This window comes from Allocoleopsis sp., from assembly GCF_036703385.1.
Taxonomy (GTDB): domain Bacteria; phylum Cyanobacteriota; class Cyanobacteriia; order Cyanobacteriales; family Coleofasciculaceae; genus Allocoleopsis.
On the sequence record NZ_DATNPA010000295.1, the window covers coordinates 84,007 to 107,506 of the forward strand.

General features: G+C 46.8%; 41 protein-coding genes. 23 read left to right on the plus strand and 18 right to left on the minus strand.

All coding sequences use genetic code 11. The annotated features are described in order from the left end of the window. Positions 1–81: 81 nt before the first annotated feature. From V6C93_RS14515 to V6C93_RS14530, 4 genes are all read right to left on the minus strand, one after another. Positions 82–480 carry a hypothetical protein gene (locus V6C93_RS14515; RefSeq protein ID WP_333477374.1) on the minus strand — a complete coding sequence of 133 codons (399 nt, stop codon included), beginning with the start codon at positions 478–480 and terminating at the stop codon, positions 82–84. 183 nt (positions 481–663) lie between these two features. Further along, positions 664–1,155 (minus strand): hypothetical protein, encoded by a 492-nt coding sequence (locus V6C93_RS14520; RefSeq protein WP_333477375.1) that lies wholly within the window; start codon positions 1,153–1,155, stop codon positions 664–666. Between the two features lie 8 nt (positions 1,156–1,163). Beyond that, positions 1,164–1,349, minus strand: coding sequence for a hypothetical protein (locus tag V6C93_RS14525; RefSeq protein WP_333477376.1), 186 nt, complete (start codon positions 1,347–1,349; stop codon positions 1,164–1,166). After that, the gene (locus V6C93_RS14530; protein ID WP_333477377.1) at positions 1,346–1,933 is read right to left on the minus strand and encodes a hypothetical protein; all 588 of its coding nucleotides are present in this window, start codon (positions 1,931–1,933) and stop codon (positions 1,346–1,348) included. Before V6C93_RS14530 ends, V6C93_RS14525 begins: the two co-directional genes overlap by 4 nt. Before the next feature lie 363 nt (positions 1,934–2,296). On the opposite strand from V6C93_RS14530, the gene V6C93_RS14535 reads away from it, so the two are divergent. From V6C93_RS14535 to V6C93_RS14550, 4 genes are read left to right on the plus strand one after another with little or no spacing between them, the layout of a single operon-like run. Further along, positions 2,297–2,671, plus strand: a complete 375-nt coding sequence (locus V6C93_RS14535) for a hypothetical protein (protein WP_333477378.1) — start codon at positions 2,297–2,299, stop codon at positions 2,669–2,671. Next, entirely contained in the window at positions 2,671–3,021 is a 351-nt protein-coding gene (locus tag V6C93_RS14540; RefSeq protein WP_333477379.1) for a hypothetical protein, read from the plus strand. The genes V6C93_RS14535 and V6C93_RS14540 overlap by 1 nt, the downstream gene beginning before the upstream one ends. After that, positions 3,006–3,398, plus strand: a complete 393-nt coding sequence (locus V6C93_RS14545; protein WP_333477380.1) for a hypothetical protein — start codon at positions 3,006–3,008, stop codon at positions 3,396–3,398. Before V6C93_RS14540 ends, V6C93_RS14545 begins: the two co-directional genes overlap by 16 nt. A 55-nt stretch (positions 3,399–3,453) precedes the next feature. After that, positions 3,454–4,221, plus strand: coding sequence for an endo-1,4-beta-xylanase (locus V6C93_RS14550; RefSeq protein WP_333477381.1), 768 nt, complete (start codon positions 3,454–3,456; stop codon positions 4,219–4,221). On the opposite strand, the gene V6C93_RS14555 is transcribed toward V6C93_RS14550, so the two are convergent. The 12 genes from V6C93_RS14555 to V6C93_RS14610 form a co-directional block, all read right to left on the minus strand. Beyond that, entirely contained in the window at positions 4,193–4,462 is a 270-nt protein-coding gene (locus tag V6C93_RS14555) for a hypothetical protein (RefSeq protein WP_333477382.1), read from the minus strand. The genes V6C93_RS14550 and V6C93_RS14555 overlap by 29 nt on opposite strands. Positions 4,463–4,593: 131 nt before the next feature. Beyond that, entirely contained in the window at positions 4,594–5,013 is a 420-nt protein-coding gene (locus V6C93_RS14560; RefSeq protein WP_333477383.1) for a hypothetical protein, read from the minus strand. Continuing rightward, complete coding sequence (locus V6C93_RS14565) at positions 5,010–5,378, minus strand: hypothetical protein (protein ID WP_333477384.1); 369 nt, start codon at positions 5,376–5,378, stop codon at positions 5,010–5,012. The genes V6C93_RS14560 and V6C93_RS14565 overlap by 4 nt, the downstream gene beginning before the upstream one ends. Then, complete coding sequence (locus V6C93_RS14570; RefSeq protein WP_333477385.1) at positions 5,371–6,099, minus strand: hypothetical protein; 729 nt, start codon at positions 6,097–6,099, stop codon at positions 5,371–5,373. Before V6C93_RS14570 ends, V6C93_RS14565 begins: the two co-directional genes overlap by 8 nt. Further along, complete coding sequence (locus V6C93_RS14575) at positions 6,092–6,343, minus strand: hypothetical protein (RefSeq protein WP_333477386.1); 252 nt, start codon at positions 6,341–6,343, stop codon at positions 6,092–6,094. The genes V6C93_RS14570 and V6C93_RS14575 overlap by 8 nt, the downstream gene beginning before the upstream one ends. 13 nt (positions 6,344–6,356) lie before the next feature. Further along, complete coding sequence (locus tag V6C93_RS14580; RefSeq protein WP_333477387.1) at positions 6,357–6,821, minus strand: hypothetical protein; 465 nt, start codon at positions 6,819–6,821, stop codon at positions 6,357–6,359. Between the two features lie 183 nt (positions 6,822–7,004). Next, entirely contained in the window at positions 7,005–7,214 is a 210-nt protein-coding gene (locus V6C93_RS14585; protein WP_333477388.1) for a hypothetical protein, read from the minus strand. Positions 7,215–7,228: 14 nt separating this feature from the next. Continuing rightward, the gene (locus tag V6C93_RS14590; protein WP_333477389.1) at positions 7,229–7,534 is read right to left on the minus strand and encodes a hypothetical protein; all 306 of its coding nucleotides are present in this window, start codon (positions 7,532–7,534) and stop codon (positions 7,229–7,231) included. A gap of 3 nt (positions 7,535–7,537) precedes the next feature. Next, positions 7,538–8,077 carry a hypothetical protein gene (locus tag V6C93_RS14595; RefSeq protein WP_333477390.1) on the minus strand — a complete coding sequence of 180 codons (540 nt, stop codon included), beginning with the start codon at positions 8,075–8,077 and terminating at the stop codon, positions 7,538–7,540. Positions 8,078–8,107: 30 nt separating this feature from the next. After that, a complete protein-coding gene (locus V6C93_RS14600) occupies positions 8,108–9,580 on the minus strand; it encodes a phage portal protein family protein (protein ID WP_333477391.1) in 1,473 nt (490 codons plus the stop codon). Beyond that, positions 9,577–9,951 (minus strand): hypothetical protein, encoded by a 375-nt coding sequence (locus tag V6C93_RS14605; protein WP_333477392.1) that lies wholly within the window; start codon positions 9,949–9,951, stop codon positions 9,577–9,579. The genes V6C93_RS14600 and V6C93_RS14605 overlap by 4 nt, the downstream gene beginning before the upstream one ends. 382 nt (positions 9,952–10,333) lie before the next feature. Next, a complete protein-coding gene (locus V6C93_RS14610; protein ID WP_333477393.1) occupies positions 10,334–10,585 on the minus strand; it encodes a helix-turn-helix transcriptional regulator in 252 nt (83 codons plus the stop codon). A gap of 98 nt (positions 10,586–10,683) precedes the next feature. Between V6C93_RS14610 and V6C93_RS14615 the strand changes: the two genes are divergently transcribed. The 19 genes from V6C93_RS14615 (at position 10,684) to V6C93_RS14705 (ending at position 22,826) form a co-directional block, all read left to right on the plus strand. Further along, the gene (locus tag V6C93_RS14615) at positions 10,684–11,709 is read left to right on the plus strand and encodes a hypothetical protein (protein ID WP_333477394.1); all 1,026 of its coding nucleotides are present in this window, start codon (positions 10,684–10,686) and stop codon (positions 11,707–11,709) included. After that, positions 11,700–12,110, plus strand: a complete 411-nt coding sequence (locus V6C93_RS14620; RefSeq protein WP_333477395.1) for a hypothetical protein — start codon at positions 11,700–11,702, stop codon at positions 12,108–12,110. Before V6C93_RS14615 ends, V6C93_RS14620 begins: the two co-directional genes overlap by 10 nt. A 9-nt stretch (positions 12,111–12,119) precedes the next feature. Continuing rightward, entirely contained in the window at positions 12,120–13,277 is a 1,158-nt protein-coding gene (locus tag V6C93_RS14625) for a hypothetical protein (protein WP_333477396.1), read from the plus strand. Positions 13,278–13,311: 34 nt separating this feature from the next. Beyond that, entirely contained in the window at positions 13,312–14,184 is an 873-nt protein-coding gene (locus tag V6C93_RS14630; RefSeq protein ID WP_333477397.1) for a hypothetical protein, read from the plus strand. Positions 14,185–14,258: 74 nt separating this feature from the next. Continuing rightward, a complete protein-coding gene (locus tag V6C93_RS14635) occupies positions 14,259–15,467 on the plus strand; it encodes a hypothetical protein (RefSeq protein WP_333477398.1) in 1,209 nt (402 codons plus the stop codon). Position 15,468: 1 nt separating this feature from the next. Then, complete coding sequence (locus tag V6C93_RS14640; protein ID WP_333477399.1) at positions 15,469–15,732, plus strand: hypothetical protein; 264 nt, start codon at positions 15,469–15,471, stop codon at positions 15,730–15,732. A gap of 21 nt (positions 15,733–15,753) precedes the next feature. Next, a complete protein-coding gene (locus V6C93_RS14645; RefSeq protein WP_333477400.1) occupies positions 15,754–16,173 on the plus strand; it encodes a hypothetical protein in 420 nt (139 codons plus the stop codon). Between the two features lie 3 nt (positions 16,174–16,176). Next, on the plus strand, positions 16,177–16,659 hold the full coding sequence (locus V6C93_RS14650) for a hypothetical protein (protein WP_333477401.1): 483 nt from the start codon (positions 16,177–16,179) through the stop codon (positions 16,657–16,659). Then, complete coding sequence (locus V6C93_RS14655) at positions 16,656–17,282, plus strand: hypothetical protein (protein WP_333477402.1); 627 nt, start codon at positions 16,656–16,658, stop codon at positions 17,280–17,282. Before V6C93_RS14650 ends, V6C93_RS14655 begins: the two co-directional genes overlap by 4 nt. Positions 17,283–17,347: 65 nt before the next feature. After that, positions 17,348–17,941 (plus strand): hypothetical protein, encoded by a 594-nt coding sequence (locus V6C93_RS14660; protein WP_333477403.1) that lies wholly within the window; start codon positions 17,348–17,350, stop codon positions 17,939–17,941. A 122-nt stretch (positions 17,942–18,063) separates the two neighbouring features. Then, positions 18,064–18,630 carry a hypothetical protein gene (locus tag V6C93_RS14665; RefSeq protein WP_333477404.1) on the plus strand — a complete coding sequence of 189 codons (567 nt, stop codon included), beginning with the start codon at positions 18,064–18,066 and terminating at the stop codon, positions 18,628–18,630. Further along, positions 18,630–19,133 carry a hypothetical protein gene (locus V6C93_RS14670; protein ID WP_333477405.1) on the plus strand — a complete coding sequence of 168 codons (504 nt, stop codon included), beginning with the start codon at positions 18,630–18,632 and terminating at the stop codon, positions 19,131–19,133. The genes V6C93_RS14665 and V6C93_RS14670 overlap by 1 nt, the downstream gene beginning before the upstream one ends. Further along, positions 19,120–19,491 (plus strand): hypothetical protein, encoded by a 372-nt coding sequence (locus V6C93_RS14675; protein WP_333477406.1) that lies wholly within the window; start codon positions 19,120–19,122, stop codon positions 19,489–19,491. Before V6C93_RS14670 ends, V6C93_RS14675 begins: the two co-directional genes overlap by 14 nt. Further along, positions 19,488–20,051 carry a hypothetical protein gene (locus V6C93_RS14680; protein WP_333477407.1) on the plus strand — a complete coding sequence of 188 codons (564 nt, stop codon included), beginning with the start codon at positions 19,488–19,490 and terminating at the stop codon, positions 20,049–20,051. The genes V6C93_RS14675 and V6C93_RS14680 overlap by 4 nt, the downstream gene beginning before the upstream one ends. A gap of 2 nt (positions 20,052–20,053) precedes the next feature. Further along, on the plus strand, positions 20,054–20,332 hold the full coding sequence (locus tag V6C93_RS14685) for a hypothetical protein (RefSeq protein WP_333477408.1): 279 nt from the start codon (positions 20,054–20,056) through the stop codon (positions 20,330–20,332). Continuing rightward, on the plus strand, positions 20,329–21,129 hold the full coding sequence (locus tag V6C93_RS14690; RefSeq protein WP_333477409.1) for a hypothetical protein: 801 nt from the start codon (positions 20,329–20,331) through the stop codon (positions 21,127–21,129). The genes V6C93_RS14685 and V6C93_RS14690 overlap by 4 nt, the downstream gene beginning before the upstream one ends. Positions 21,130–21,163: 34 nt before the next feature. Beyond that, positions 21,164–21,391, plus strand: a complete 228-nt coding sequence (locus V6C93_RS14695) for a hypothetical protein (RefSeq protein WP_333477410.1) — start codon at positions 21,164–21,166, stop codon at positions 21,389–21,391. Between the two features lie 19 nt (positions 21,392–21,410). Beyond that, positions 21,411–21,971: a hypothetical protein gene (locus V6C93_RS14700; RefSeq protein WP_333477411.1), complete on the plus strand. Its 561-nt coding sequence runs from the start codon at positions 21,411–21,413 to the stop codon at positions 21,969–21,971. Between the two features lie 249 nt (positions 21,972–22,220). After that, positions 22,221–22,826: a hypothetical protein gene (locus V6C93_RS14705; protein ID WP_333477412.1), complete on the plus strand. Its 606-nt coding sequence runs from the start codon at positions 22,221–22,223 to the stop codon at positions 22,824–22,826. A 52-nt stretch (positions 22,827–22,878) separates the two neighbouring features. On the opposite strand, the gene V6C93_RS14710 is transcribed toward V6C93_RS14705, so the two are convergent. Together V6C93_RS14710 and V6C93_RS14715 are read right to left on the minus strand one after the other, a co-directional pair. Next, positions 22,879–23,271, minus strand: coding sequence for a hypothetical protein (locus V6C93_RS14710; RefSeq protein ID WP_333477413.1), 393 nt, complete (start codon positions 23,269–23,271; stop codon positions 22,879–22,881). A gap of 54 nt (positions 23,272–23,325) precedes the next feature. Continuing rightward, positions 23,326–23,472: a hypothetical protein gene (locus V6C93_RS14715; RefSeq protein WP_333477414.1), complete on the minus strand. Its 147-nt coding sequence runs from the start codon at positions 23,470–23,472 to the stop codon at positions 23,326–23,328. Positions 23,473–23,500: the final 28 nt, after the last annotated feature.

Genomic DNA, 23,500 nt, shown 5'->3' on the forward strand with positions numbered 1-23,500 from the left:
GGAGGCGAGGGGACGTGATGCGAGGAGAACAGGGTAGCGAGGAGTCGAGTGGAGATGTCTCTTAATATTAAGAGATCGCGCCTATAATTGCGTTTTGATATATTTGTCCCAAATTAATCTTAATGCTGATTTCCACCCCATTAGGTAGTAATGATTCCACCAATCGCAAAAAGCGTGTGTTGAAAATCGCTCCTCTAGCATGAATTCGGGAAAGCTGCCGTTTTGAATCGCGGTAAAATCTTGGTATGTCATCCCAACAACATCATCAAAAGCATCTTTAAAGCCTTTAGCGTGAGGTTCTCCCAGCTTTTCTAGCGCTAACCGCGCCATAAAATTACCAGAATCTTTAAATTCCTGTCGTGTCACAGCAAAAAGAATAGCAGACTGACAAACTCCTGAGATATTAATATACTCTTTGTGTTTCTGGAGCCATCCTTTAACATCTGGTGAAATAGTTATAGTTATTCGCGTTGAATTCATGAACTTCCGTTGCTTAATAGTAAGCGATCACGTAGCTTCAACCCTACGGGATCGCTTCTGTTGAGATGAGATGAGTGGAGTAGAGCAGAGGAGAGCTGTACTGAGATGAAATGAGATGGGCTGTGCCGAGACGAAAAGACCCGAACAGTGACGAGTAGTGGCAAGTTGGGCTGGACTGAACCACTATTTTACATCAATCAACTCTCGAATCGCGTGCTTTGCATACTCCAACCCAGTACTGCGAGTTTTCTGCCCTTGTAGTTCCAACTTCTCATTCACATCTTCGGTGAGGATAAACGCCTGAACCCCTAACTTAAGAGAGGCTGTCATATAGGACTTAAACTCTTTCTCATCTAACTTTGTCGTGTCAATGGTACTTAGCTCTACCTCCCAGTGGTTTGTCTCCGACTGAATGCGTTTCTGGCGCTTAGTGGTGACACTCTTGGCAACATCAGCTAATAGCGGTCTATACCCTTCATTTGGGATGGAAACAAACAACATCTGGTAGTCTCGTCGCACTATTCCCAGCGCTCGATACAAATTATTTCTAAACTTGTATTGAACGTTACCTTTTAGTAATCGACTCATCTCCTCGAATGTCGCATCTTTACCCGAATCCGCACAGTCTTTGAGGTATTTAATTAAGGTGCTTGTTTCGTAGGAAAGCTTCTTCACGCGACCTCCTAGTTTTGACCAAAAGGATTAAAGTCCTCAGATTTGCTTTTCATCTGTTGATTGAGTAAGAATCTAGCCGTTTCGATCAAGATGCGCTTCTTGTCTGCGGTCGAAAGCAATCCCTCGATATCGGTCTCGTTTCTCCATGTTCGGTGACTATAGCTATCCACAAAATTGTACTGATTCTCATTCATGCGATCGCGTCCTCCTCAATTTCTTTCCACTGAAGGTCTAACACCTTAAACCTGCCAAACGTACCGTTATTCCTGACACGGAACGTCCCCACACCAATAAGCTGACCAGCCTGCTTGAGGTGATAAAGGAACACCTCTTGGGTAATCGTTTCATCAAAGATATAAAACGTTACCAACGCTTCCCAACCAGGCTTAATGAAGGGATAACATTTGAGTACGCGTTTACCTGACCCCCGTACTCCATCAGCAGGAACGTGCATCCAGTTGCCAGCAACATCATTCTTGTAGATACCAAGCGGAATGTCATCTACCACCAAAACCCCAGCCTCAAAGTGTTTGGTATAAGTAGATTTACCTTTTCCCGGAATTTGCAAACCTAAAAACTTTGCCGCTTCAGCAATGCAGTTTTTAAACGCCAACGCTGGAATTACTACCTCACCCTCCTCGGTGGTATGTAAACGCTCCTTCCAAGTTCGCTTTTCGTAGTCATCCGCCAACTCTTTATTGAGCTTTGGTGTGTTGTGAAACCGAGATTGGGAGTAAGGCGACACACCCTTGAGCTTTACTATTGCAAGCTTGGTCATATTTTCTAAGAAATCTATAGATATATGATACGTAAAAACCTAGGATTTGCACCTAGGTTTTGTCGAGTTGAGTTGAGATGTGGAGTGATGAGTGGTGTAGTTTCTAAATGTTAAGCGATCTCCTTCGAGCAAAGTCAAAGAAGATCGTTTTTGTTGAGATGAGAAGAAAAGAGGGGAGTTGGGACGAACCGACATGTGCCGAATCGTGGCGAGAGGGGGCGTCTTTTAATATTAAGCGATCACGCTGAAATTAATCTACGCGATCGCTTTGACGTTGTTTGACAACTAATAGTTGTCATTTGAGAAATCATCGCATCTCAACTTTGGGCAAACGATATAATATCGGTGAATTATGGTATCTTCATGCCTTTCAGCAGAGTTTTCATACAGGTTGGTGGTACGCTAACCACAATTTATACCGCAGCAACAGCAGAGGAAAACATTTTCTCACTGCTATTAAACTGTGACGTGGATTCCAATGTGTACCTGTACCGCTTGAACGGGACAACGTCCACGCTGCTAGCCTTTGTCCGTCTATTCGCAGGGGTTCCACAAAAGCAGCCTCATAAAATTATTATGAATGCTGCCGAATCATTGCAGGCTAAAGCAATGGATCGCGTCAGTGCCGACTGGCAGACTCTACCAGATTGGCAAACCAACCCCAACTGGCATAATCCAGAAGAATCGCTGCCTTTAGAATTGAACGTTAATATCGATATTTCTATTTTGACGAAATAATGACCACAGCGTTTACCGTTGACACAGTTACTGCCTTAAAAGCATTGAATGTCCTAGCATTACCAACCAATGCCAGGATGACGGTGGTGACGCCTGGTACAGGACTACCACCTTGCTGGTACACCCTTATCCCTTCTACATTGACTGAACTTCAGCCTCTAATTGTTCGACCAAATGCCTACACTACAAGGTTATGGGTAGCTCAAGCGGGTGCTTTTGGTGTATTTACTTATGCACCCAACGTGGTACCTCCATTTGTTGGGTATTTTTGGGTTAACTCTGGGGTAAGCCCTAGAACAATTTTTGTCTCGACGGGTACCAGTAGCACTTCAGATTGGAAGCAAATTTAATGTCAGCGATCGCCAGTTATTCCGTCTCAAATTTATCGGCACTGAGGCAAAGAGCAAGCCTGCCGAATAACGCCAATATGATTGTGGCAAGACCCTACAACTTGTTTGCTGTTCCGCCAACTAATCATGTTTGGGTGTCTTCCTCGCTCGCAGAATTCTCAGTTAACGTAATGACAGGAACAGACACCTCAAGACGATGGATTGCGATGGGCGGGACGCCAGCAGTGGGTTACCAGCCACCATCGGGAGGTGCTTTTTTAATTGGAATGATTGCGATAGATGCGGTATCGCAATCGGTTTACCTGTCCGTTAACAATGCGGGAACGTCTTCCGACTGGATAAATATTACAGGCAATGGCGCAGGGACGGGATTATAATTCGTAGTTCGTAATTCGTAATTCGTAATTCGTAATTCGTAATTCGTAGTTGATAATGCTATTAGGAACATCGGTTGGTAGAACCACTCCAGAAAACTTTGACAAATATCAAATCGTCACACCCCACAATGCATTTAAGATTATGCACATTGTGGAGTTTGAGAACGAATGGAAGTGGGAACTGCCCGATCGCTTTGTTAATTTATGCGAGACGTGGGGCAAAAAACCTAGGGGACATTGCCTGCTGTGGCACCGAAATCTTCCCGACTGGGTGCTTCAGTCGGATGACATTGAGGGCGTTCTAAAGAACTTTGTACAAACGCTGGTATCGCGATATCCCCGTGTTTACGCTTGGGATGTAGTGAACGAACCGATGGCAGATAATGGTGATTTTAGATTTTCACCCATTACCCCTTATATAGAAAAAGCTTTCCACTGGGCGCATGAGGCAAACCCCGACGCGCAGTTATTTGTTAATGACTACAGACCCACATTGACTCACAAGTGGGATAGTCTTCTTAGTTGGTGTCAAGAGGCTAAAGATAGAGGTGTTCCTATTCATGGAATAGGCGTTCAGCATCATCACCGACTGCGTAAGGTTTTGGTGGAAGGGGTGCTGGGTTGGAAACAGTCACGCGCGATCGCGAAGAAAATTGTTGAAGCCGGATTTATCTGTGAATTCACAGAAAATTCTGTTGTGGATGAGGGATTGCCGATTCCCAATGCTGAGCAACTCACTCAGAACTTTTACCGCTCTTTGGAAAACATCGCTAGGGATGAAGGCGTCTCCTCTTTCACTTACTGGCGTGGTCATCTAGACTGACAATTTCTTCTTCGTCCCATTCCAGTCCTCGGTGGAATAGATTAGACTCATGAACCCATTCAAAACATCTGGGGTCATGGATATTTTGCACCTTGTACCATCGCCCTTTCCTTAAACGTCGATAAGCGAGGTAATCAGCCGCGACTATCTCGATCGCGCCCAAAACAAATCTAGCAATCCACGATATTCCTTGGTTTCCAATACAAAGTAATCGTTCTTGGGTAAAGCTTTTGGTGTCCATAATTTATAGCCTGTTCGCTCCCTGACTTCTACATATCGCCACGTTCCACCTCTAAACCTTCGATATCGCTCATGCTCAGCGAAGGTCATATCAATCAGTCTGATGATTTTGTGAATGATTTCTGGCATGTTTTAGCGTTGTCGCAACCGCCTCAATTTTTCCACTCTAGCGCGTCGTGAAGCCCGTTTAGCAGCAGGTGGATTGGGGACGAACTGTCGTCCGACGCGCATACCAGATCGCTTAGCTCGATTGGTTGCGGCTTTTTGAGCTGGGGAGAGACGTCGCCATGCGCGATCTGGAAGATATCTCTCGCCCGTCAGCAAGCTGGGTCTGCCAGAGTTAGTGCGCCATTTTTCCCTTGTCCAGCGTTTGAGACTTTTCTGATGACCTCGCAATCCTCCTTTCATATACCCGCCCCCAGATTGCCTGTACCGAATTGCAACCAGTTGAGCTTTGCGAGCAGACCATTGTCCTGGGCGTCCTCCACTGCTGCTATTGAGGACGCTTTGTTTTATGTGATCGCGTAACCTTGGCTTGGTATACACACTCACCGTCGCATCCTCCGTCTCAGTGCCGACACTCGTTTCTGAGAAGTCGTGGGTTTGTTCTGAGGCCAGAGTACTCGACGTGCCCAGTAATTTTTGCTCAATTTATTGTCTTTAGTCAGCCGCCCAGATCTATCCCTAATCCCAGCCGATCGCGTTAGATAATTTCGTTTAGCACTGGGAGAGTAGTTGTGCCTGAACCCCCGTGCCCCGAAGCGCAACAGCGCGATCGTGTTACCTTGTTTGGCTAGTACTTCCCGTTTGTATTTGGGGTGACTGATGGTGCGGGGTTTGTTGAAACCTGGAAATACCCGCCCACGATAGCGAACTCTCCCTCCGCCTAATCGTTGAACACGAGATGTGTCAGGCATTGGCGAGTCGCTCCACTTCTTTTCTAAGTTCAGCTACCTCAGCCAAAGCAGCACCAACGTTTTCGCCTTGGAGGAGATGAGTTACGCGATCGCACCTGTCCATTAACGCGCTATACAAGGCATCTTTTTGGGTTTCCCCGAAGACTTCAATTTCCCAGCAGTGCTGCCACTTCCGCTTCACAGATCGCGCACCCAACAACGCATTGCGATTCCCTTCAGTCTCCAAGCTTGGCGGCAATTCCTCCTCACCTATCCCAAGGTGGTCTTCTGCCCACTGGATGACATCTCGACATCGCATGGGGAACCCTTCGGGCAGGTCTATCATGTCGCCAAAAATCCAGCAAAATACTACCCAGTCGAATGAGCTCCACTCACCCCAGTAGATGGGATTTCCGTATTTTTTGGGGCTACAAAACTCCAAGATATCGGCAGCGATCATATCCCTAGTTTTCCACCGCAAGATATCCTGACGAACACTGGGAGAAACATCGGGATTGCCAGGATTAACGCCGATATGCTTGGACGGTAAGCTTGGAATAACGCTTGCCTTTACCCAATCGTTAGCCTTGGATAAATCACATTCATCGTTGCAGGCGTAGTACTCACGACCATCGTCACAAACAATCCCGATACTGATTAGGTCGATTGTTCGCCTTCTGCTATCTTCAATAAATTCGGCGTCTATAAAATATAACGGCTGTTCTGGGAAAGGATTAGTCATTATGTTCTAAACCTAATTCATACCAATATTTATTTTCGCTGTTGACTTCACCGCCGCAATTAGCACATTTCCAGCGTTTTCCTGCTACCTTTTCAGGGCGCAAGTCGATACTAAAGTCATGACGACCACACCCATCAAGTATTGCACCGTTCTGTTTAACACGCGCCCACGTTTGCTGAATATCCCTTGATGGGACTCCACTAATTTCACTGAGTTTTTGAGCAATATTATCAATTTCACTCACGCGATCGCGCCTCCTAAGCTTCAAATGGTTCTATGGTAGAGGAGGATTGAAAGTTACGAATAAACTCAATAATGCGTTCATGCTTTTGAGAGATAGTTGCTCCTCCAGTTTGCTTGAGCCACTCCCCTTCGTATTCGGGCAACTCTACAATTTTCTCGGATATAGGGATTGAATAGTCAATTCGCCCTTGGGGCAATTCAATAACTAATGCGATCGCGTCTGAGTCATACAAGTCTTTTTGCCATCCAACCCGATAACCATTGTCATGCAGTATCACTGCCAACATTTGAATTATCAGGTTCTGGTCGTGACGATTAACGTCTTCCCTTGTGTACCAAACTAGCTCGAAGTCGTTAGGGGCTGAACCAATCCAGTATCCTTTGTACTGAATTCTTTCTGGAAGCCCTTTCCCTGGAGATGAGGAATTATGTCCACACCTCTCCCATTGATAAAAATTATCTTCTTCCTCTTCAGTCATGCGATCGCTCCTTTATTGACTCAGGTCACTCCAGAAAGCTGTGTAAATCCTCCGATCACGCACAACAATGCAGCACTTGTAGTGTTTGGTAGCAAATGCTGATTGTCAAAGAAAAACGCCAACAAAAGCAAAAGCGCACTAATATTAAATACCAAAAAAAGAAATAGTCTCATGCGATCGCGTTTATTTTGCTTCCTGCCAATTGTACTTGTTTAATCGAATCCAGTTGTTTTGCTGTGCTAGGATTTCTGCATACTCGATTGCCTCACTTATGCGTTCTGGACTGTAAATTTTTGTTTCTACAGGTATGACATTACCGTTGTCGTATCGATGGAGAATAACCGGATCGTCTGAGTTTTTTGACGGTTGAATTAATATTCCAGCAACGTACATAAGCCAAAAAGTAATTATAGTGTGCGATCGCGTCTACTAAAGTTCTTTGCTGGGTTTCTTGTTGTCAACAAGCAATTAAAATTTTCTTCTTTAACCCAAACACCAAATACGTTTTCAGGCAAGGGCGTATCCAACCAAACGTAAACGGCAGCTGAGTTCGATTGGTTTTTACCAATCTTTGGTGGTATAACGTTTGACACCCGTCCGGTTGTCCCCGTGGGAATGCAAATAGATGCCAGCTTCGTACCACCCTCTATTTGTCTTTCTATGGAATAAGGTTTTACAAAAACCACTTTTTTTGAGTGTTCTTCACTACTCAAGCGTCACCCTCCAAAATTCCAAATATCCCTATCCTTCTCTAAAAACTCTAACCCAAACCCTTGGGTGTAATATTGTCTATTTTTGGGAACAACTTCTGTGCGGGTTGGGCAATAAATGTAGCCTTGACTCAACGTACCCGTGCCACTGTCAACGTGGAGGATGCCTCGACGAATCCGAAACCCACGTAACATATCTTCTCTGTCAATGCGACGGTGGTAGTCGTAACAGGTAAGGATAACTTGTTGGTTCGTGGATGGGGGCTTGGCAAGCTCTGTCATCATAATCAGAGCCTTTTCCCGTGGGTCTTTAATCGACGCCTTGAATGTTAAACGCTGCGTCCCCACCTGTACCCGCACTCCCCCAAAATAATCCACGAACACATTCCGATCGCCTTGCACCGGCGTCTGATAGTCTTCGCGATCGCACCGCAACACAATTTGGGTGTCACCCACAAACAAATCCTCCAACCCATGCGATCGCCAAAATTGCCCAAAGTCTGGGGGACACAAGAATACGAGTTTTGGCTTGAAGAGATTTCCCATACGCGATCACTAAATGACAACTATCAGTTGTCATGGGTAGTTTTGCTGAGCTGCTTGGTCACCAGTTGGTGCAGGCGACGCTCGAAGACTCGCTACCGCTTCGCTATCATTTTGTTGCTGTCCCGCCTGTTGCTGCATCTGCTGCATTTCTACAGCCTTTTGAATTGCTACCAACCGTTCCTCTTCAGTTTGATTAGGCAGTCCCAGTAAGTCACGCAACATATTAGCTACGCTATTATCTAGCGGCAGTGCCCCTGCCCCAACAGCGGTAAGAATATTTTGAATCTTCATCGAAGCTTGGCTGGGGTCGTTGGTCTTCTCTACATCAAACTTACCCCACCCCTGCTTAGGCTTCAATGCAAAATTTCTAAACAATAATGGTTTAACAACCTTTTCCAGAATCTGATCGCGCACCTGTTTCACGATCGCGCTAATCTGACTATCCAAGTTAATACTTTGTAAAGACGCCACGCCACTATAACCAAACCCACCCCCAACACCTTCATTTGCTACAAGGTAGGGGACGTTCATCGCCATAAATAAACGCCTATCAACCGCGTCTAAAACCGTCTGGAAAAAGTTGCTATCAGTGGGCATAGCCTGCCAGTTAATACTGTAGGCTTTATCCATTACCAGAAAATTATTTTTATCAAATTCTTCAAGTTGAGAACGGGCATTTTCAATAGCGGACACTACGCGATCGCGTCCATTTTCCTGCAATGCTCTACCGTTATGGTCAGTAAGCACCACACTATCTGACGTGTTAGCTTGGACAATCCAAAGTCCTGAACTTTGGTTTTTTCCAGCTATTACCCATTCGGTTAAACAAGTGCGTTTAGCTTTGAATAGTCCTATAGTTTTAGAGCCTGCCCCATTACCATAAGGGTTGGTCGGGTCAATGGGGTCACGATTAAGAATGTGAATACATTTTAAATAAGGGATATCAATAGGTTTACCTCCCCCAGAACGGTCAACCACCCAATGTAATCCGTTGCGATTTCCCTTAAATCGGGTGGTTAATGGGGAGTGAGGAAGTAACTGTTTAAGTCGCATCTGGCGGTAAAAACCAGGGGAGTTATACTTCCAACCAATTTCTGCCGTAAAAAAGCCAAAGAAGAACGCGATCGCGCAGGCAATTCCTACAAATTCTTCCAAGGTGCCGTCCATGTCGGCAAAGATATTTCTAATAAGTTCGGTGATTTTCTCATCGCTATGGGTGTAGGTACCAAAAGCTTCCCTAGCCCGTAGTTCCACCAACTTAAAACAAAACCCAATCACCTCATCTAACAACAACACCTCAGCCATGTCTTCTAAGGTGTGCTTCTTGAACTCTTTCCCCCGTAACTTATCTTTCGCCGGACGCCACGCCAACTCACTTACGGTTTCGGCGGTAAGTCGGGCGATAGGATTGCTGTACAACCCTGCCGACATCGCACTACTGGCGGGATGTCGGAGAATATTGCCCTTGCGCTGGTTTCTGTGAGTGAGGTAAGAATATGTCACGTTCCGGAATAATAACGAGCTTTTGACCTTTTCATCATTGGATTTGCCATTAATGAGTACCCTCCAGTTGGTAACCCACTACCATAAGCTCGTGCTAAACTCATCCGCTTTTTAGCTTCAGCAACATCGCGAATTGATTGTGTGTAATCACCACCTATTTTTTGCCGTTCCTTTTTGTTCGTAAACTGTTTTTTAGACAATGCACGAGACAAAGCTATTTTATTTTTTTGAGCATTAGCTAAATCATACAAAGGATTACCTAATTCACGCACCCGACTAAGTGTTTTTTGTTGTTTAGCATACTTTTTGTTTGCCAACCTAACATCAGCAACACTTCTCCCTTGAAGGAAAGATTGCCGATCTGATGCCACTCGTTTTGAATTGAGTTCTCGTTTGGTTAAGGGTCGTGGTGCTGGTTGTGGGGGCTTGACACTTGATATCGAAGACTGCGTTGTTACATTTTTCGGCGCTACACTTGACATCGCAGGAGCTGTAATACTGGATCTACCTTTTGAACCCCCTCGTCCCCCTGCTAGTGCAGCTATCGCTGCCGCCCCACCTAACCCAATACCGGTGGCTGTTAACAACCTACGTCGAGTTTTTGCTCTTTGACGTTTTTTCCTCCCAAATGCAAACTCAGCCCTTCTCCGTGAGGCGAGCTGCTGTAAATCCTTGACTCTTTGTCTTGTATTAAAAGTGCTAGTCATAGAAAACTCCGAGAAACCCATTGGCTTTTAGCCGTGGGTTGCTTACCTAATCAAAAAAACGCTTGATGTCACAACCATATGCGATCGCGTACTCAAATAAATCTGAAATCCTAATATCCTTCCCCGCCTCAGCACGAGAAATGCGATCGTGATAGCATCCTATAGCTTGGGCGGCTTCAGTTTGCTTTTCAAAATTCGCACGCAAACGGGCGGCTTTTAAATTTATCCCAACTTTTTTTAAAAATGCCTTACGTCTCTCTTCGGTTAATAAGACGGGAGATGGAATTGAGGTATGCATCGCAAATTTAGCGAATCTCGTGGATTTTTTGCGTTGAACGTTTCTCTCACTTTAGCTCAAGTTTAGTATAGCCCTGTAATCCTTATGGATAAACCATTGTGGCTACCCTTACCAGACGTGGAAAGGGTAGAGATCGAGTATCTTTCTCTACCCAAAGACGGGAAGACGTTCGCTATTTTGAATCAGCATCGCTAGACCCTTTGGACTTTGAACCGGAAGGGGAGGACGCGATCGCGGTTAAAAAGGCGATGATTCTGGTGGAGGGGCACCACGAGGATAGTCAAGGGCGTCCTCACTATTTCTCCAAAGACCGAGTGTTTCGGATTGCTGAAAACACCAACACTTGGTTTAGCAAGGGTAATCGTATCCCTTGGCTCACTGACCACCAAAAAACGCAGTGGTCAACGATTGGAGATTTAGACGGTCATTTAGAAGTTCGTAAAGTTCGCCCAGAAGATGTGCCCGGTTTGCCGCACTTGGTAGGCAAACTGGCAATTTTTGCAGATCGCTTAATCGGGAAGGGGAAAGATGTAGTACAAAAGATTACCGATGGTATTATCTCCACCTTGTCACCAGGGTTGGATGTTGCCGTCGATGTGATTAAGGAAATTAGTGCGACTCCAACACCTGCGATCGCGGGACTGAGAATCTTTAGAAGACCAATTCGGAATTCGGAATTTGGAATTCGGAGTTCAAGAAAAATTCCGAATTCCGAATTCTCAATTCCGAATTCGCGAAACGCACGTTTCGCACTGACTTGGGACGAAGCGGAACAGGAAAGCTTTGATGAAGATGCAGCCTATGAGGATGCGATGAACCACTTCGATACGTGGTGGGGAATGGCGTCTCAAATTTCAGCGGCATCAGACGAGGAATTACAAGGGCGCGACCCTGAGCAGTTGCAAGTTGAAGCCCTGCAAGGGTTAATGGCAAAACTGGCTGATGTGGTTGGGTTGTCGGAACCTGAAATCCCAGAAGAAGCCCCGGCTGTTGGCGCACCACCCAAGGGGAAAGCTAATGCACTAGCCAATAAACCCGTGCAAATGGCAAGAGCTTCAATTCTTGCCTCATTTAAGCGTTGTCAAATTAAGCGGAAATTTAGGAGGAATGCTTTGTGGCAATAACAATGGCGCAAGCAGCGTTTGCCATGTATGGCGGTGGTACGGCTAACTTTGCTAGGAAGCGCAGACGGGGCAAAGGTAAAGGTAATGCAGTTATTGGTCGTACAGCCGCAGGTAGAGCCGCTCGAATTGGGGGTTTAGCAGGAGTAGCTGCGGCAGGGTTGGCAGCTTCTCGTTACGGGAAGATAGGAGGCGGCAGTATTGGGGTTAATACACGTCGTCTTGGTGCGGATATTGGGCATGTTCGTAGAGGCTTAGCCGGAGGTATACGAGGAACGGGTAATAGTATTGCCAACGTTGGAGGCAGAGCCGCAATTGGCTTAAACAGGGCTGCGGAACGAATTGCACCCAAACAACGGAGAAATGCGGGTAAACGTGTTATGCGAAATATCGCTATTGATTAGGGGGGCACGATGGGAATCAAAAGGAAACACTCCCGATCTGATGCAAGCAGTAGCGCTTCGCGATCGCGTAATAGCTTAGCCACTTTCTCCCGCACCGCTAATTTTGACGCTGCCGTTGCTGACCCAGAGTTAGATAAGCACGAAAGTGCTGAGGATGAGTATTATGCGCTGACTCCTGAAGAGGAGGATGAGGGTGATGCGATTATTGAGGAACTCGCGATCGCGGGTGACATCGAATCCCTTGAGGCTATCCTCGGCACGGTTGAAGACTCATTACTTGACGATGTAGAAGAAGGCATCCTCACCCAAGAAGAGGCTGAAGACCTTTACGAGGGAGAGCGGGAATACTTAGAGGCACTGCTGGATGAAGTGGCTGACCTTGAGGAGATTCCAGAGGATGAACTCGTTGATGAGTACGAAGAGTACAACGACGCGGATGACTATGACGAGGACATCGAAGCGATTGAGGAAGAAGGGATTGCAATTTTAGAGCAGCTTTCTCCTGAAGAGTTAGATGAAGTCGTTGATGTCGCGATCGCGGAACTAGAAGAAGACAGTGATTCCATTGAAGCCGAACTCGAAGCGGGCAACATCACCGAGGAAGAAGCTGAGGAACTTTTTGAGCAAGTCGCCTTAGCATACCAAGGTTTGGAAGAGGATTACTACGCCTTAACCGAAGGGTATGACGAAGAGGACTACTACGAAGAAGACCCCATTGTAGATGCGGTTGGGGCGCTGGAAGAAGAGGTGCTGTATCAACGCCGCCAAAACCAACGCTTACAAGCTGAATTTAGCCAAGCCCGTACCGCCCAAGATGTTAGTGATACCCTCGATGACCTAGAGCGCCAAGCCTCCAACTTGGTGCAAATGGGTGTTATGCCCTATGCCGTGTTTGAGCGGGAATTTGGGCAATGGGAGTCTGAGCGCGATCGCTTTGCTGGCTTTTCCATGTGCTGCGAACAAAATGGCACAGACTACGCTTCGGAACTTGCTCACAAACAGCGAACCATCGAGATGTTTGCCGAGTTTGCCGAAGGTGGCGCACCGTTGTACTCCCCAGAAATGCTCAGCTACGAAGCCGAATTTAGTGCTGATGAACTGAGTGAGATGGACGCCTTAGATGTCCAAGCTCGTCGCAACGTCTTGCATTTATTAGGTCGCAATTAATTCCAAATTCCGAATTCCCAATTACGAATTGATTATGTCTTTCTCCCGTCATCGCGAAAGTTACTCCGGTCCACCACCTGCCGCTAGAGGTGAAGGGTGGCGCACACCGAATGCGGTCACTATTATGAAGGATGACCGCATCTCTCTTAACCGTCAAGGAAATTGGGAATATCCGTCTCATTTATTTGTTTGTTACCTCAAAGATGGACGAGGAGCCTATCTCCCAGAATCCAAAGTTGAAGAAGAGTTTAAGGAGAAAACCGGGAAGCTGGTTTTGGAACAGGTATTTGCCAAAGGTGATGAGCTTTATTTCATCGAACCAATGGTGCGACTCGCGATCGCGTCTGTTACTCAAGGGGCGTCTTTCAGATTCCAACTGAATGGCTACGAAACGACTTACACCTGGGAAGGTATCTTTGGCTTATCGCCCCAGCAGTTAGCCATTGATGTGCGTGAGTTCATCCACAAAGACCCGTATCTAGGTTCTCACCTGATGGTGACAAACCGTGAGTCGGAGCTTTACGCCTTTGCCAAGGACACCGAAGCTAACTACAACTTACAGGTGACGGTGAGTACCGGCACGGTAACCAAAACCCCAACTCAGGGCATGGCACCGTTAACCAAGATTGGCAAAATCGCCAGTATTGGGCGTGACGGGACAGTAACCCTAGAAGAGAACGTACCCTTCCCGGTTCCGGTTGGCGTCAACGTTGGGATGCCAGTAGCACGCATCATCGGCTACCACCCCCATGCTGAAAGCTGGATACATGCGGATAGCAAAGCTTTAACCGCGATCGAGCAGGCCAGTATTTATGTCAAAGACATGCCCCACTGGCGGGAAGGGATAAGGATTAATCACTTATCTAATCTACGTCCAGATACTAGCTTTATCCCAGCTTTTAATTAGGCTGACAACTGTTAGTTGTCAAATTAGAGCTGTACACAAAACATTTGTTAGCGAGAGGAGTAAGGAGAGAGTAAATGGGCTTAATCGCCACAGTGCTAGAGCAACATAAAGAAAGCCGGATGGCGCAGATGACGGTTGATGAAACAGCGTCAGCCATCCTGAAACGGGAAGACCATCTCTCTCCGTATGTTCCCATCCGCTACTTGGACGATTTTGATGAGCTGGCGTATTTAATTGAACAGTCAGCCCCGATCGCGCAGATGCTGGGCGTGGGTCAGGAGGTACCGTTAATTGAGCAAGGTGAACTGCGTAAGCTGGCGTATAGCTTGTTTGAAATTGCTCTAGGTATTGCCTACGACAAACAAAAACAGATCGAGATGCGTAAAGCCCTGCAAATGGCGCAGGCTAGAGGTATTGAGTTCTTTGATGAAGTAACGGCTACAGGGGGTGTAGTAAGAGGTAGCGCCCCAGCCTTTGCCAAGATGCTGTTTGGGAACTACGAAACCATTACCAAAGGCTTATTCGACGCCCTCAAATTCCTCACTTACCAGTGCTTGCAGTACGGGCATATTTCCGGTTACGTTTCCCCATTAACTAATGTCTCTCAAAGCATTGACTACCGCGATCAAAATGCAGACTGGGGGCACGAACCGCAAGGAAAATTAGCCCATTTTCCACCCTCTCTTGCAGGAATCGCTAAAGCTTGGGATCAGCCAGAAACCGCCACGCCGCTCGAAGACTTGCAGGAGTGGGGCGAAATTTACAAAGATTCCAACGACGGTAACAAGCCTGACCAATATATGTGGTCAGGTGCGATTACCACTAAGATTATGAACTGTCGCTCGGTGTTGCAAAAGATAAGCACCATCAACATGCAAGGCTTAAGAATCCAGGGCGTGGACATGGTAACCAAGCCCCAGCTCCGTAACCTATTGGAACAGTTGGAGTTAGCGGGATTCATTGAGAACGATGAGCAGTTCACCGAAACCCATTGGGTAATGGAAGGTGGAGTGCAAAAACAGAAGAAACGTAAGGTTCGCTTCACCCATGATGGTCGCATCATCTTCCTTCAAAAGAATATGGGCGAACAGCTCATTGGTCCCACTGTTGAAGGTGATTTTGTTTCAGGCTTCAATGTCATTACCTATGAGAAACAGATGCGCCCAGTGCGCGACCAGACCGAAGGGATTGGTAGCGTTTTACCCGTGTTTTTGAAACCACAAAAACTCTACAGCCGAGAAGTCTTAAACCTACCCGAATATCGTCAAAGTCGAGCTGCGTGATATGGATTTAAATAACGAAAACGAAGTTGTTGTTATTCAAAAAGGGTTTTACGCCAAATCTGGAAGCGCCTATAACTATTACCCTAGCGGCGATTTCCCTTACCGATTAGGACAAATCCCCTCTGACTTTAGAACGCCAGAATTTGTTCGAGAGCGTCCTAAGCCCAAGGTTCAAAAAGATTGGATGCCACCAATGTATGGAGGAGGAACCGTCATCACCAGTGAAGCTACTCCTGCGGCTACAACAGCAACCAAGAAAAGCTAATACGTCTTTTGCGTATTCTGTATGACAAGTAATCAAGAGCGCCTTCACAATTTAGTTTTGTTTGCTCGTCGCAGCCGCAGGCGACTAAAAAATCCGTTTCGCAGGAAAAAGAAAAGCAACGCCTTACTGTACGGGACTTTGGGCGCAGGTTTGCTGGCTGCTGGGTTAGGGGCATACGGTGCATCAGGACGCCGTAGCGGTGGATCGAAAAGTGGGGGTGCGGGACATTATCCCAAAGCTCCAACACCAGCAGAAGCAACCGCAATGAGACAACGCGCAAGAGAAGCTGGAAATCGCGCAGGGGCAGCTTACGGCGAACAACTTAGGCAGCGACTACAGCAAATAGAGTCGAGTGTAGCCAGAGGCGGTGGACATGGATATATGAGCGCAGCTGATGTAAGACGCGCATTAAACGACCCCAATCACGTTTGGAGGTTTTAACTCTTGTTCAACCCCATCCGATCGCGCATTCAACGATTTAAAAACCGTCGCAGACTAAGACGGTTAGGTCGTCGTGCGAAGGGTGCTGGGGGGTATGCGATGGAGCGCATAAAAGACGGATTGGTTGAAACCGCTGGCGTTGGATTAATAACCGGAGGGTTGGCTAAAGCAAGAGGGTTAATGCCAAAAGTCCCAACCCCTAGACCTTTTAGTCGTGGTGGTCGATTGGTGACATTTAAGAAAAAACACCTCAGCAAACAACATCGTGCCCGGATTAGTGCCTCTTTAAAAGGTCAAAGCAACATCGACCAGCATCTAAGACGCGGGGAAACTGCCGCCAAGATATTTAGAAGCTATGCAGGAGGCGTGAGAAGCTTGGCTGCGGCTAAAGAGTATGTTCAAAAGGTGGGACGAACGGATTCTGGGTTAAGGCGTTTGGATCGGTTAAGCGCGATCGCGGGTCGGGCAAGGAGGGGGTTTAGATGACCTACCAATTCAAATACACCACTATTGAACAAATCGCCAATATGTTGCCCAACCTATTTTTAGAAGGTGGGCCACAATTTAACGGCGATGAGGCGTTTGACCACTACGGGAAAAAAGTCGTTAAGCGATCGCTCATTGATGATGTGGCTTGGCAGGAAGAGGCAGAGATTACGCGCATCTTTGGGCAGATATACGAACTCCCATTAAAATTAACCGTTGATTCAACAAAAGCGGCTTTAGCTAAAATAACCAACAACAAGATTGCGGCAGAATTAAAACGTCGGCTACTGGAATTAGACCCTACCCCTAATATGGGTTCTGCTCAAGGTGCAGGTTCTGGAAGTAACGATAATATTGCTAATAACTTACTTCTTATGTACACCGTTGGACACAATATAGTAATCCCTGGATTACCGTCACCTCAAGGCATAGAGCCGATGCAGCCTGTATTTTTAGAAGGGGAAGTACCGCGATCGCGTAATAGTTTAGATACAGTTAATAACAGAATTATGGTGTTTGGAAATTTCAAAAATCAAACCACTTCCAGATTAGGGGAATCTACTTCTGCTAGAGGCCAGGAGCGTCGATTAAATTATGCAGAGGACTTCGATATTTATAGCTGAGACTTTCATCTGCTCCAAGTGCGGCAAAAGCGCCACCAACAAAGACGTATTAATTAAAATTTGTAATGAAAAAAATTGCCATGCAGCCGAACAACAATCAAATCCTCGACACAACCAACAAAGCCAGCGAATCTATTCTCCGAACCACAGTTCCGGAATTATTGGAAGACGCGATCACGTTAGCTAAATTCGGCGCTACCCCCGATCAGCTTTTGGCTTTCCTACCCGGTATCTCAATGACGTTAGAGGCGGCGCGATCGCTTTCTATGGCACACACGGGTGAAAACGGTCGGGTTGGTGTTTCCATTGGAATTGCTGCACGCCCAGTAAATGACCCTGAAGAAATTGAAGCACTGTATCGGAATGTTGAGGAGTTAGAGGAAGCCTACGACACATCGGTTATGCAATGGGAGCAAGAACGTCAGAAGTACGCTGCCCTCATCGAACAGCTTCAAGGTCAAGTGGCGCAGCTTTCAGCTCCTAAAAACGGACATCGCACTGTTGTGGAGGAAAACGAGGAGGAAGATGAGGACTACGGGGAAGAAGAATTAGTCTCAGCACCCAAGAAATCAAGACGTGGAACCAGTAGCCGAGAACGAGTAAGGGAAATGCTCTCTAGTCGCCGTCTTGGTGGTGGTCAAGGGTTTGGGAGAAGGTAAATTCGGAATTCGGAATTCGCAGTTCGGAATTTAGATCTAGATGAGGTTTAACGAACCTAATGCAGGCAAGAAGAAAAGGAAAGAGAAAATTTAATTCCAAATTCCGAATTCGCAATTCCGAATTGGCGCGATTTCAAGCTGGGGCTTTAGCCATACGCCCAACTACAAGCTGGACTCGCCCCACAATAGGTGGACGAGTAAAGAGTGCTTTTGGGGGGTTGAAGCGTCGCGCAAAGAATCTGCTAGCACGACCTGGAATTCAAAAAGCCATGAACAGTGTTGGGAGTGCGGCGGGTCATGCCGTAGGTTGGACAAAAGGTGCGGCAAGCACAGCTGGTAACTGGGCAAGGCAAAAAACAGGCTTTAGCGCTTCTAATCGTTTGGTAGAGTTTCGTCGCCGTCGCCTAGGGTCTAGATTGAGACGTAGACGGAAGCCCACGTTTGGCGGACATGCTGGTAAAGGGGCTGCGTATGGTGCTGCTACAGGTGCTGCTACAGGGGCGGCGTTAGGTGGCGCGGGAACTTACCACGCCGCTCGAAAAATGGGGATGTCTCGCGGTGCCGCTCTTGGGGCTGGAATTGTTGGTGGGGCATTAGGTGGGGTTCAGGGCACTCTAAGTGGCGCGCTCACCGGTGGAACGCTAGGGGCTGCCACTTATGGTGCCAAGCGAATTAGGAGGGGTGACTGATGCCCATTGATATTTCAATTGAAGTAACGGGAATTGATTTTGGGGACTTACGCGATCGCGCCTCCTCTATTTCCATGTTGGTAGATGACCTCTCCCCCATCTCACGGGAATTGGCGGAAGTGGTGCGAGACAAACACCTCAACCCCTTATTTTTGAGTGAGCCTTCCACGCTGACAGGTGGAATGGTGTATGGGGGAGAGTATCACGCTCCCCTCTCCCCCTACACCTTACGTCTTCACCCCCAGAGAGCCAATGGGCAAATTCATATTGACACCGGGCGTTTGTGGAAAGGCGCTATTCAAGAAGGGGGTGCGGGAAACAGATACGACGTAGATGGCCCAGAGTTTACCTATGAATTAACAGACGATCGCGCACCTGATTTACAGGAAAAATTTGGGCGTCCCATTTTGTTCTGGCACGAAGAGTTGTTAGAAGAGATGGGAAAAGCTGTTTTGGAATACGCGATCGCGGTGTGGGAGGGGAAGAAAAATGCACTCCGCTGAACGGGTAAGGAGATTAATTCAATTTAGTCGTAGGGCTAATTTTGGTAGAAAAAAGAGGCTTCGACGCTTAGCTAAGAAAGCTTTTAGTCCAGGGGTAATTAAATCCACATTGGGCAGTGCAGGGGTCGCCGGGGTTTTAGGATATCTCGATGCCAAGCGAAGAGGTTACGACCACGGCTATGCGATGCGTTCTGCGGCTAGACAAGCGGCTCTCGGTGGCGCGGTCATAGGCTCAGTTTTAGCTGGCGGAAGTGCGGCTGGAGTTGTGAATCCAGATATAAGAGGTGGCGTATATAGAAGCAAGCGTAAATATATAGGACATAGAGCTTTGAAAGGACGAGGGGTGCGAATCCGATGACCTATTCGCCCGCCACTGAACCCATTCTCGTCGATAGCTTCTGCCGTACTTTGATGCGATTTGCTGCCGATCATTTGAATAGTAGTTTCGCGATCGCGCATGAACTTCACAAAAATGGCATCAGTCGGGATGACCCTGCGGCAATACCGATGGTGGCAGTGATCGAGGCGGGTGGTTTCCAAGAATACATCGTTAAATCTCGCAGGGACTCTGATGCTTATGACGGCAGTATTTTAGAATTTCCTAGACTCAAGGTTTATAGGACGGATGGTAGCGGAACGCTATTTAATCCCATTATGCGATCGCGTATCCGAATTTCCCATATATCAAAGCTTATTGAAATCCACCGATTACCGGGGCTGCAAGAGTGGTTGACATGGGAAGTAAAAGAAATATTGGAGGCGTATTGGCTTTCCCACCAAGGCTGTACTTTCAACATAGAGAAAGATACTAGCTTTAGCGCTGACCACGCACCTAGGTTTGAGATGGTAGGAGGGCGTCAAGAACTGGTTTATCGCTCTGATTTTGATTTTTACGCTACAGGTTCTAGGAGTAAATAAACATGCCTTATACAAAACGAGAAGATTTTCAAGGTGGGGAAGAAGGGGATGTTGAGCTACTTATTGCCGCAGGAGATTTACCTGCGGGGATATACAAACTGAAGGAGGTTCCCGATTGCGCGATCGTGGCGGGTTTTGTAAGGGAGATAAAACCGGAAGACGTTGAAACGTCCCCTGTTAATCCAAACACCCCACCAATCCTGTTCGCCACTCCCACAGCTCCACCACCGGAGATTTTACCCAAGGGCGAAACTACTGCTGACGCAAAGGATAAAAAATGACACTTAAGAATTTTCAGGAAACAATTGTTTCGGGTTCAGGGGTTTTAATCTCCAATGAAACGGGTATCCCTTTTGACCTCCCCCCTTTCCAAATGACATTTGACCTCGGCATTGAAGAAGCGGTGCAAGAAGTGATTGGTCCTACGGGACTAAAAGGAACAGCTGGTAGCTACCAAACCGCCGAACGCGCCATGCTTAACCTCACTTTCACTCACAAAGCACCTGAAGTCATTGAGATGGTGACGGGACGGAAGTGGAAGTTATCCAGTGGGGAGATCGACCTCGCCAAGCAAATTACCGTGCCGAGTTCTGGAATTGTTCCACCTGTAGGAACAGGAACGGAAGGCTTTGGGATGCTGGTGGATAACCCCAATAGCAAGGCATCTAAAATTGGGGCTTTTCGCATGACCCTACCTTTAAAAAGAGTGCCTTGGGCGGCTGAACCCACAGCTCCGTTAGCGGAAGATGAGTGGATGCAGGGACCAAATTTCGCCATGCGGTTTGCCCCAAACCTTGCAGCTAAACGCGAGGTGGTTACTGTAATTAGCTCCGTACCACAGACCAGCTACTTAGAGTTGGGAGAAGAACCTACGGGAAGCTATAGCGTGGTTATCCTTTTCACCTACACCACCGGAAACCGTTTAATCCTGACAGCGGGGAATGGTGCAGTGTCGGTTGCGGGTAACTCGCTGGACATGAACGCCGCAGAAACACCTGTCAAGCTACGTTTAGACCAAGAGCCGGGTAGCTGTTACAGTTACAAACTCAAGAGGTCTATGCAGAAGGTGGCGTGCTAAGAATTTGGAATTGAGCTAAATATCGGAGAAAGTTATGACTGTCATAGCAATGCTTATTTGCGAAAACAAGGAACATGATTCACAAACACCAAACCAAGGTCAAGTGGGTCTAAGAGGAGTTACTAGCGAAAGCGAAATAGGTAAAGAATACTTTGTTCATACTCCTTTCGCTAGCTTACAAATGGGGATATTGAACGCTGCGGCTTTTAGTCAATTCGAGCCAGGTAAAACTTACAAAATGACTTTGGAGCAAGTAGACTAACGCCTAATCCCAAATTGACATGGATTGTTTTGAAGTATTTTACGACAAAGATAAACCAAATGCCGATCGCCAAGAGTCGGTGATTGTTCGTCGTGTTGCGCGATCGCGTTACTCAGAGTTGAAAGGTTTGCTATCTAAATTGATGGCAAATTTCTTGTATTTTGGATGCTCTCGTGGAGAATTGTGCGATGCTTCTAATGATCGTGTCTGGAGTGACATTAGAAAGGTGGCAGAAATGCTGCCTTTAGATGGGGGTGGGGCGTTGGACTTGGACAGAATTGACGACATCCAAATCCTAGAAATCTTCTTCACTGATGATGTGGTAGAAGTTCGGGGGCGGGTGGAGGAGCAACCTGACGAGGAAGGTGTGAAGCGATTTAAGCCAGGGAAGATTACGGCACTCCATGGATTCAATTTTTTAGACTATCACCAGAAATGCCGGGGGATATACGGCATCGGTCTGGAGATGGCGAACAACTGGGTGCGGGAGGAGGACAAGATAGAAGAAAAGAAGCTGGAAACCAACGGAAAAGTCAAAGAACCGGAATCGGTAGAACTGGCAACCCCGATGCCGTCTTAATTACCCAGCTTATTGAAATCTATGGGGCGGATGGAGCTAAATTTTTATGGGAAACGTTTGACCAGCAAACAATAGATGATTGCGTAGAGGAAACCGTAGAATGGCGGAAGTCTACTAAGCAGCGTGAGGCGGAAGCTATTCAGGAAGACCACGAGAAGTTTGTTACCGAGAATCCTGAATTGGTTGAAGATTTATTTGCTAACGAAATAGCGGAATTAGGGTTTGACCCCAGTAAATGGAAACGAAATTATGCCAGTAGCCCAGAAACCACCGAAGTCAGCATCCACTAACGGAAAGCCTAAGAAAGATTTATCGGGGCTGTACCAGAAACCAAAACCCAAGTCCCTGCCCATTCAATCCCCACAGTTAGGGCTAGATATTGAGTTGGATTTTGTAGAGCCGGATGATGAGGTAAAAGCCGCATTGGATAGCTACATCATCCACGTCACTCGTGCCACCCTTGCGCCGACAAAGTTAACGGATGAAGAACTGTTGGAACTGGGGAAAGCGAAGTTTGTCTCCCTAAGCGCCTATATCAAGAAAGTGGCACTACAGCAGCGAACGGCTAGCGTTTTGGAAGAAGTGGGTGGGGTGAAGAATTCGGAGCTGTTGGTGTTGCGCGATCGCATGGCGACTTTAATTACAGATTTAGAGTACGCCATTGATCAAGACTACGAGGAACAGGAAGCACTCTCGTTTCACATGCACAGCGACGAGAAAGCTGTGGCGGTGTTGTGTGACGCGATCGCGCGATGTTTTCCTGAATTGGAAAATCCCCAGCAGCTAACCGGACAAACCAAGTACATTTTGGCGCTGGTGCTGTTGGGGATGGCGGGGAAGATTATTGCCGTTTGACAACTGTTAGTTGTCAGCGTATTGTTATGCGCGATCGCACATCAGCAGTACCTTAGCGAATGCAACTTACGGCAAAATAAGCAGCCACAAAACTAATTACCGCAATTATAAGTAGCTTGCACATCATTGGCAGACAACACCAGTGGTGTGCAAATTTTTGGTATCTATTAGGATATTTCCCTTTCTGTTTCCCAGCGCTCTTGAATCCTGAAAGGATGCCGTGAATGATGAAGTCATGGGCAAAAGGACTCAGAACAATTACGTCTTTCCATAACTCTTCATCACCTACGTTGTCGTAAGTTTTATGATGCACTCGGTAAGGCTTGCCTTTGCCACACTGAATCCAAGGGAACATTGAACAGCGATAGTTGGACTCTAGTAGCCAGTGCTTGTGTTTTCTGTACCATTCATTAGATTGAATGTAGTGACTGTAATTAACTTTCATTTTAGATTAGCGAATAAACGAATTCTTCTGGAGGTTCTCCGCACATAAACCAGTTCAAGGCATCTTCTTGAGTAAAAGTTGTTGTTTCACTTCGTTCCCTTTTTTAAGTTCCTCAAACTCCTCATCAGAAAATAGACAGTCATAATCAGCTTCCAGCATTAATTCATTAACCTTTTTTGCCCACTCGTAAAAGCTATCCATACTTTCTCCTGTGATAACGTTTGTGTGT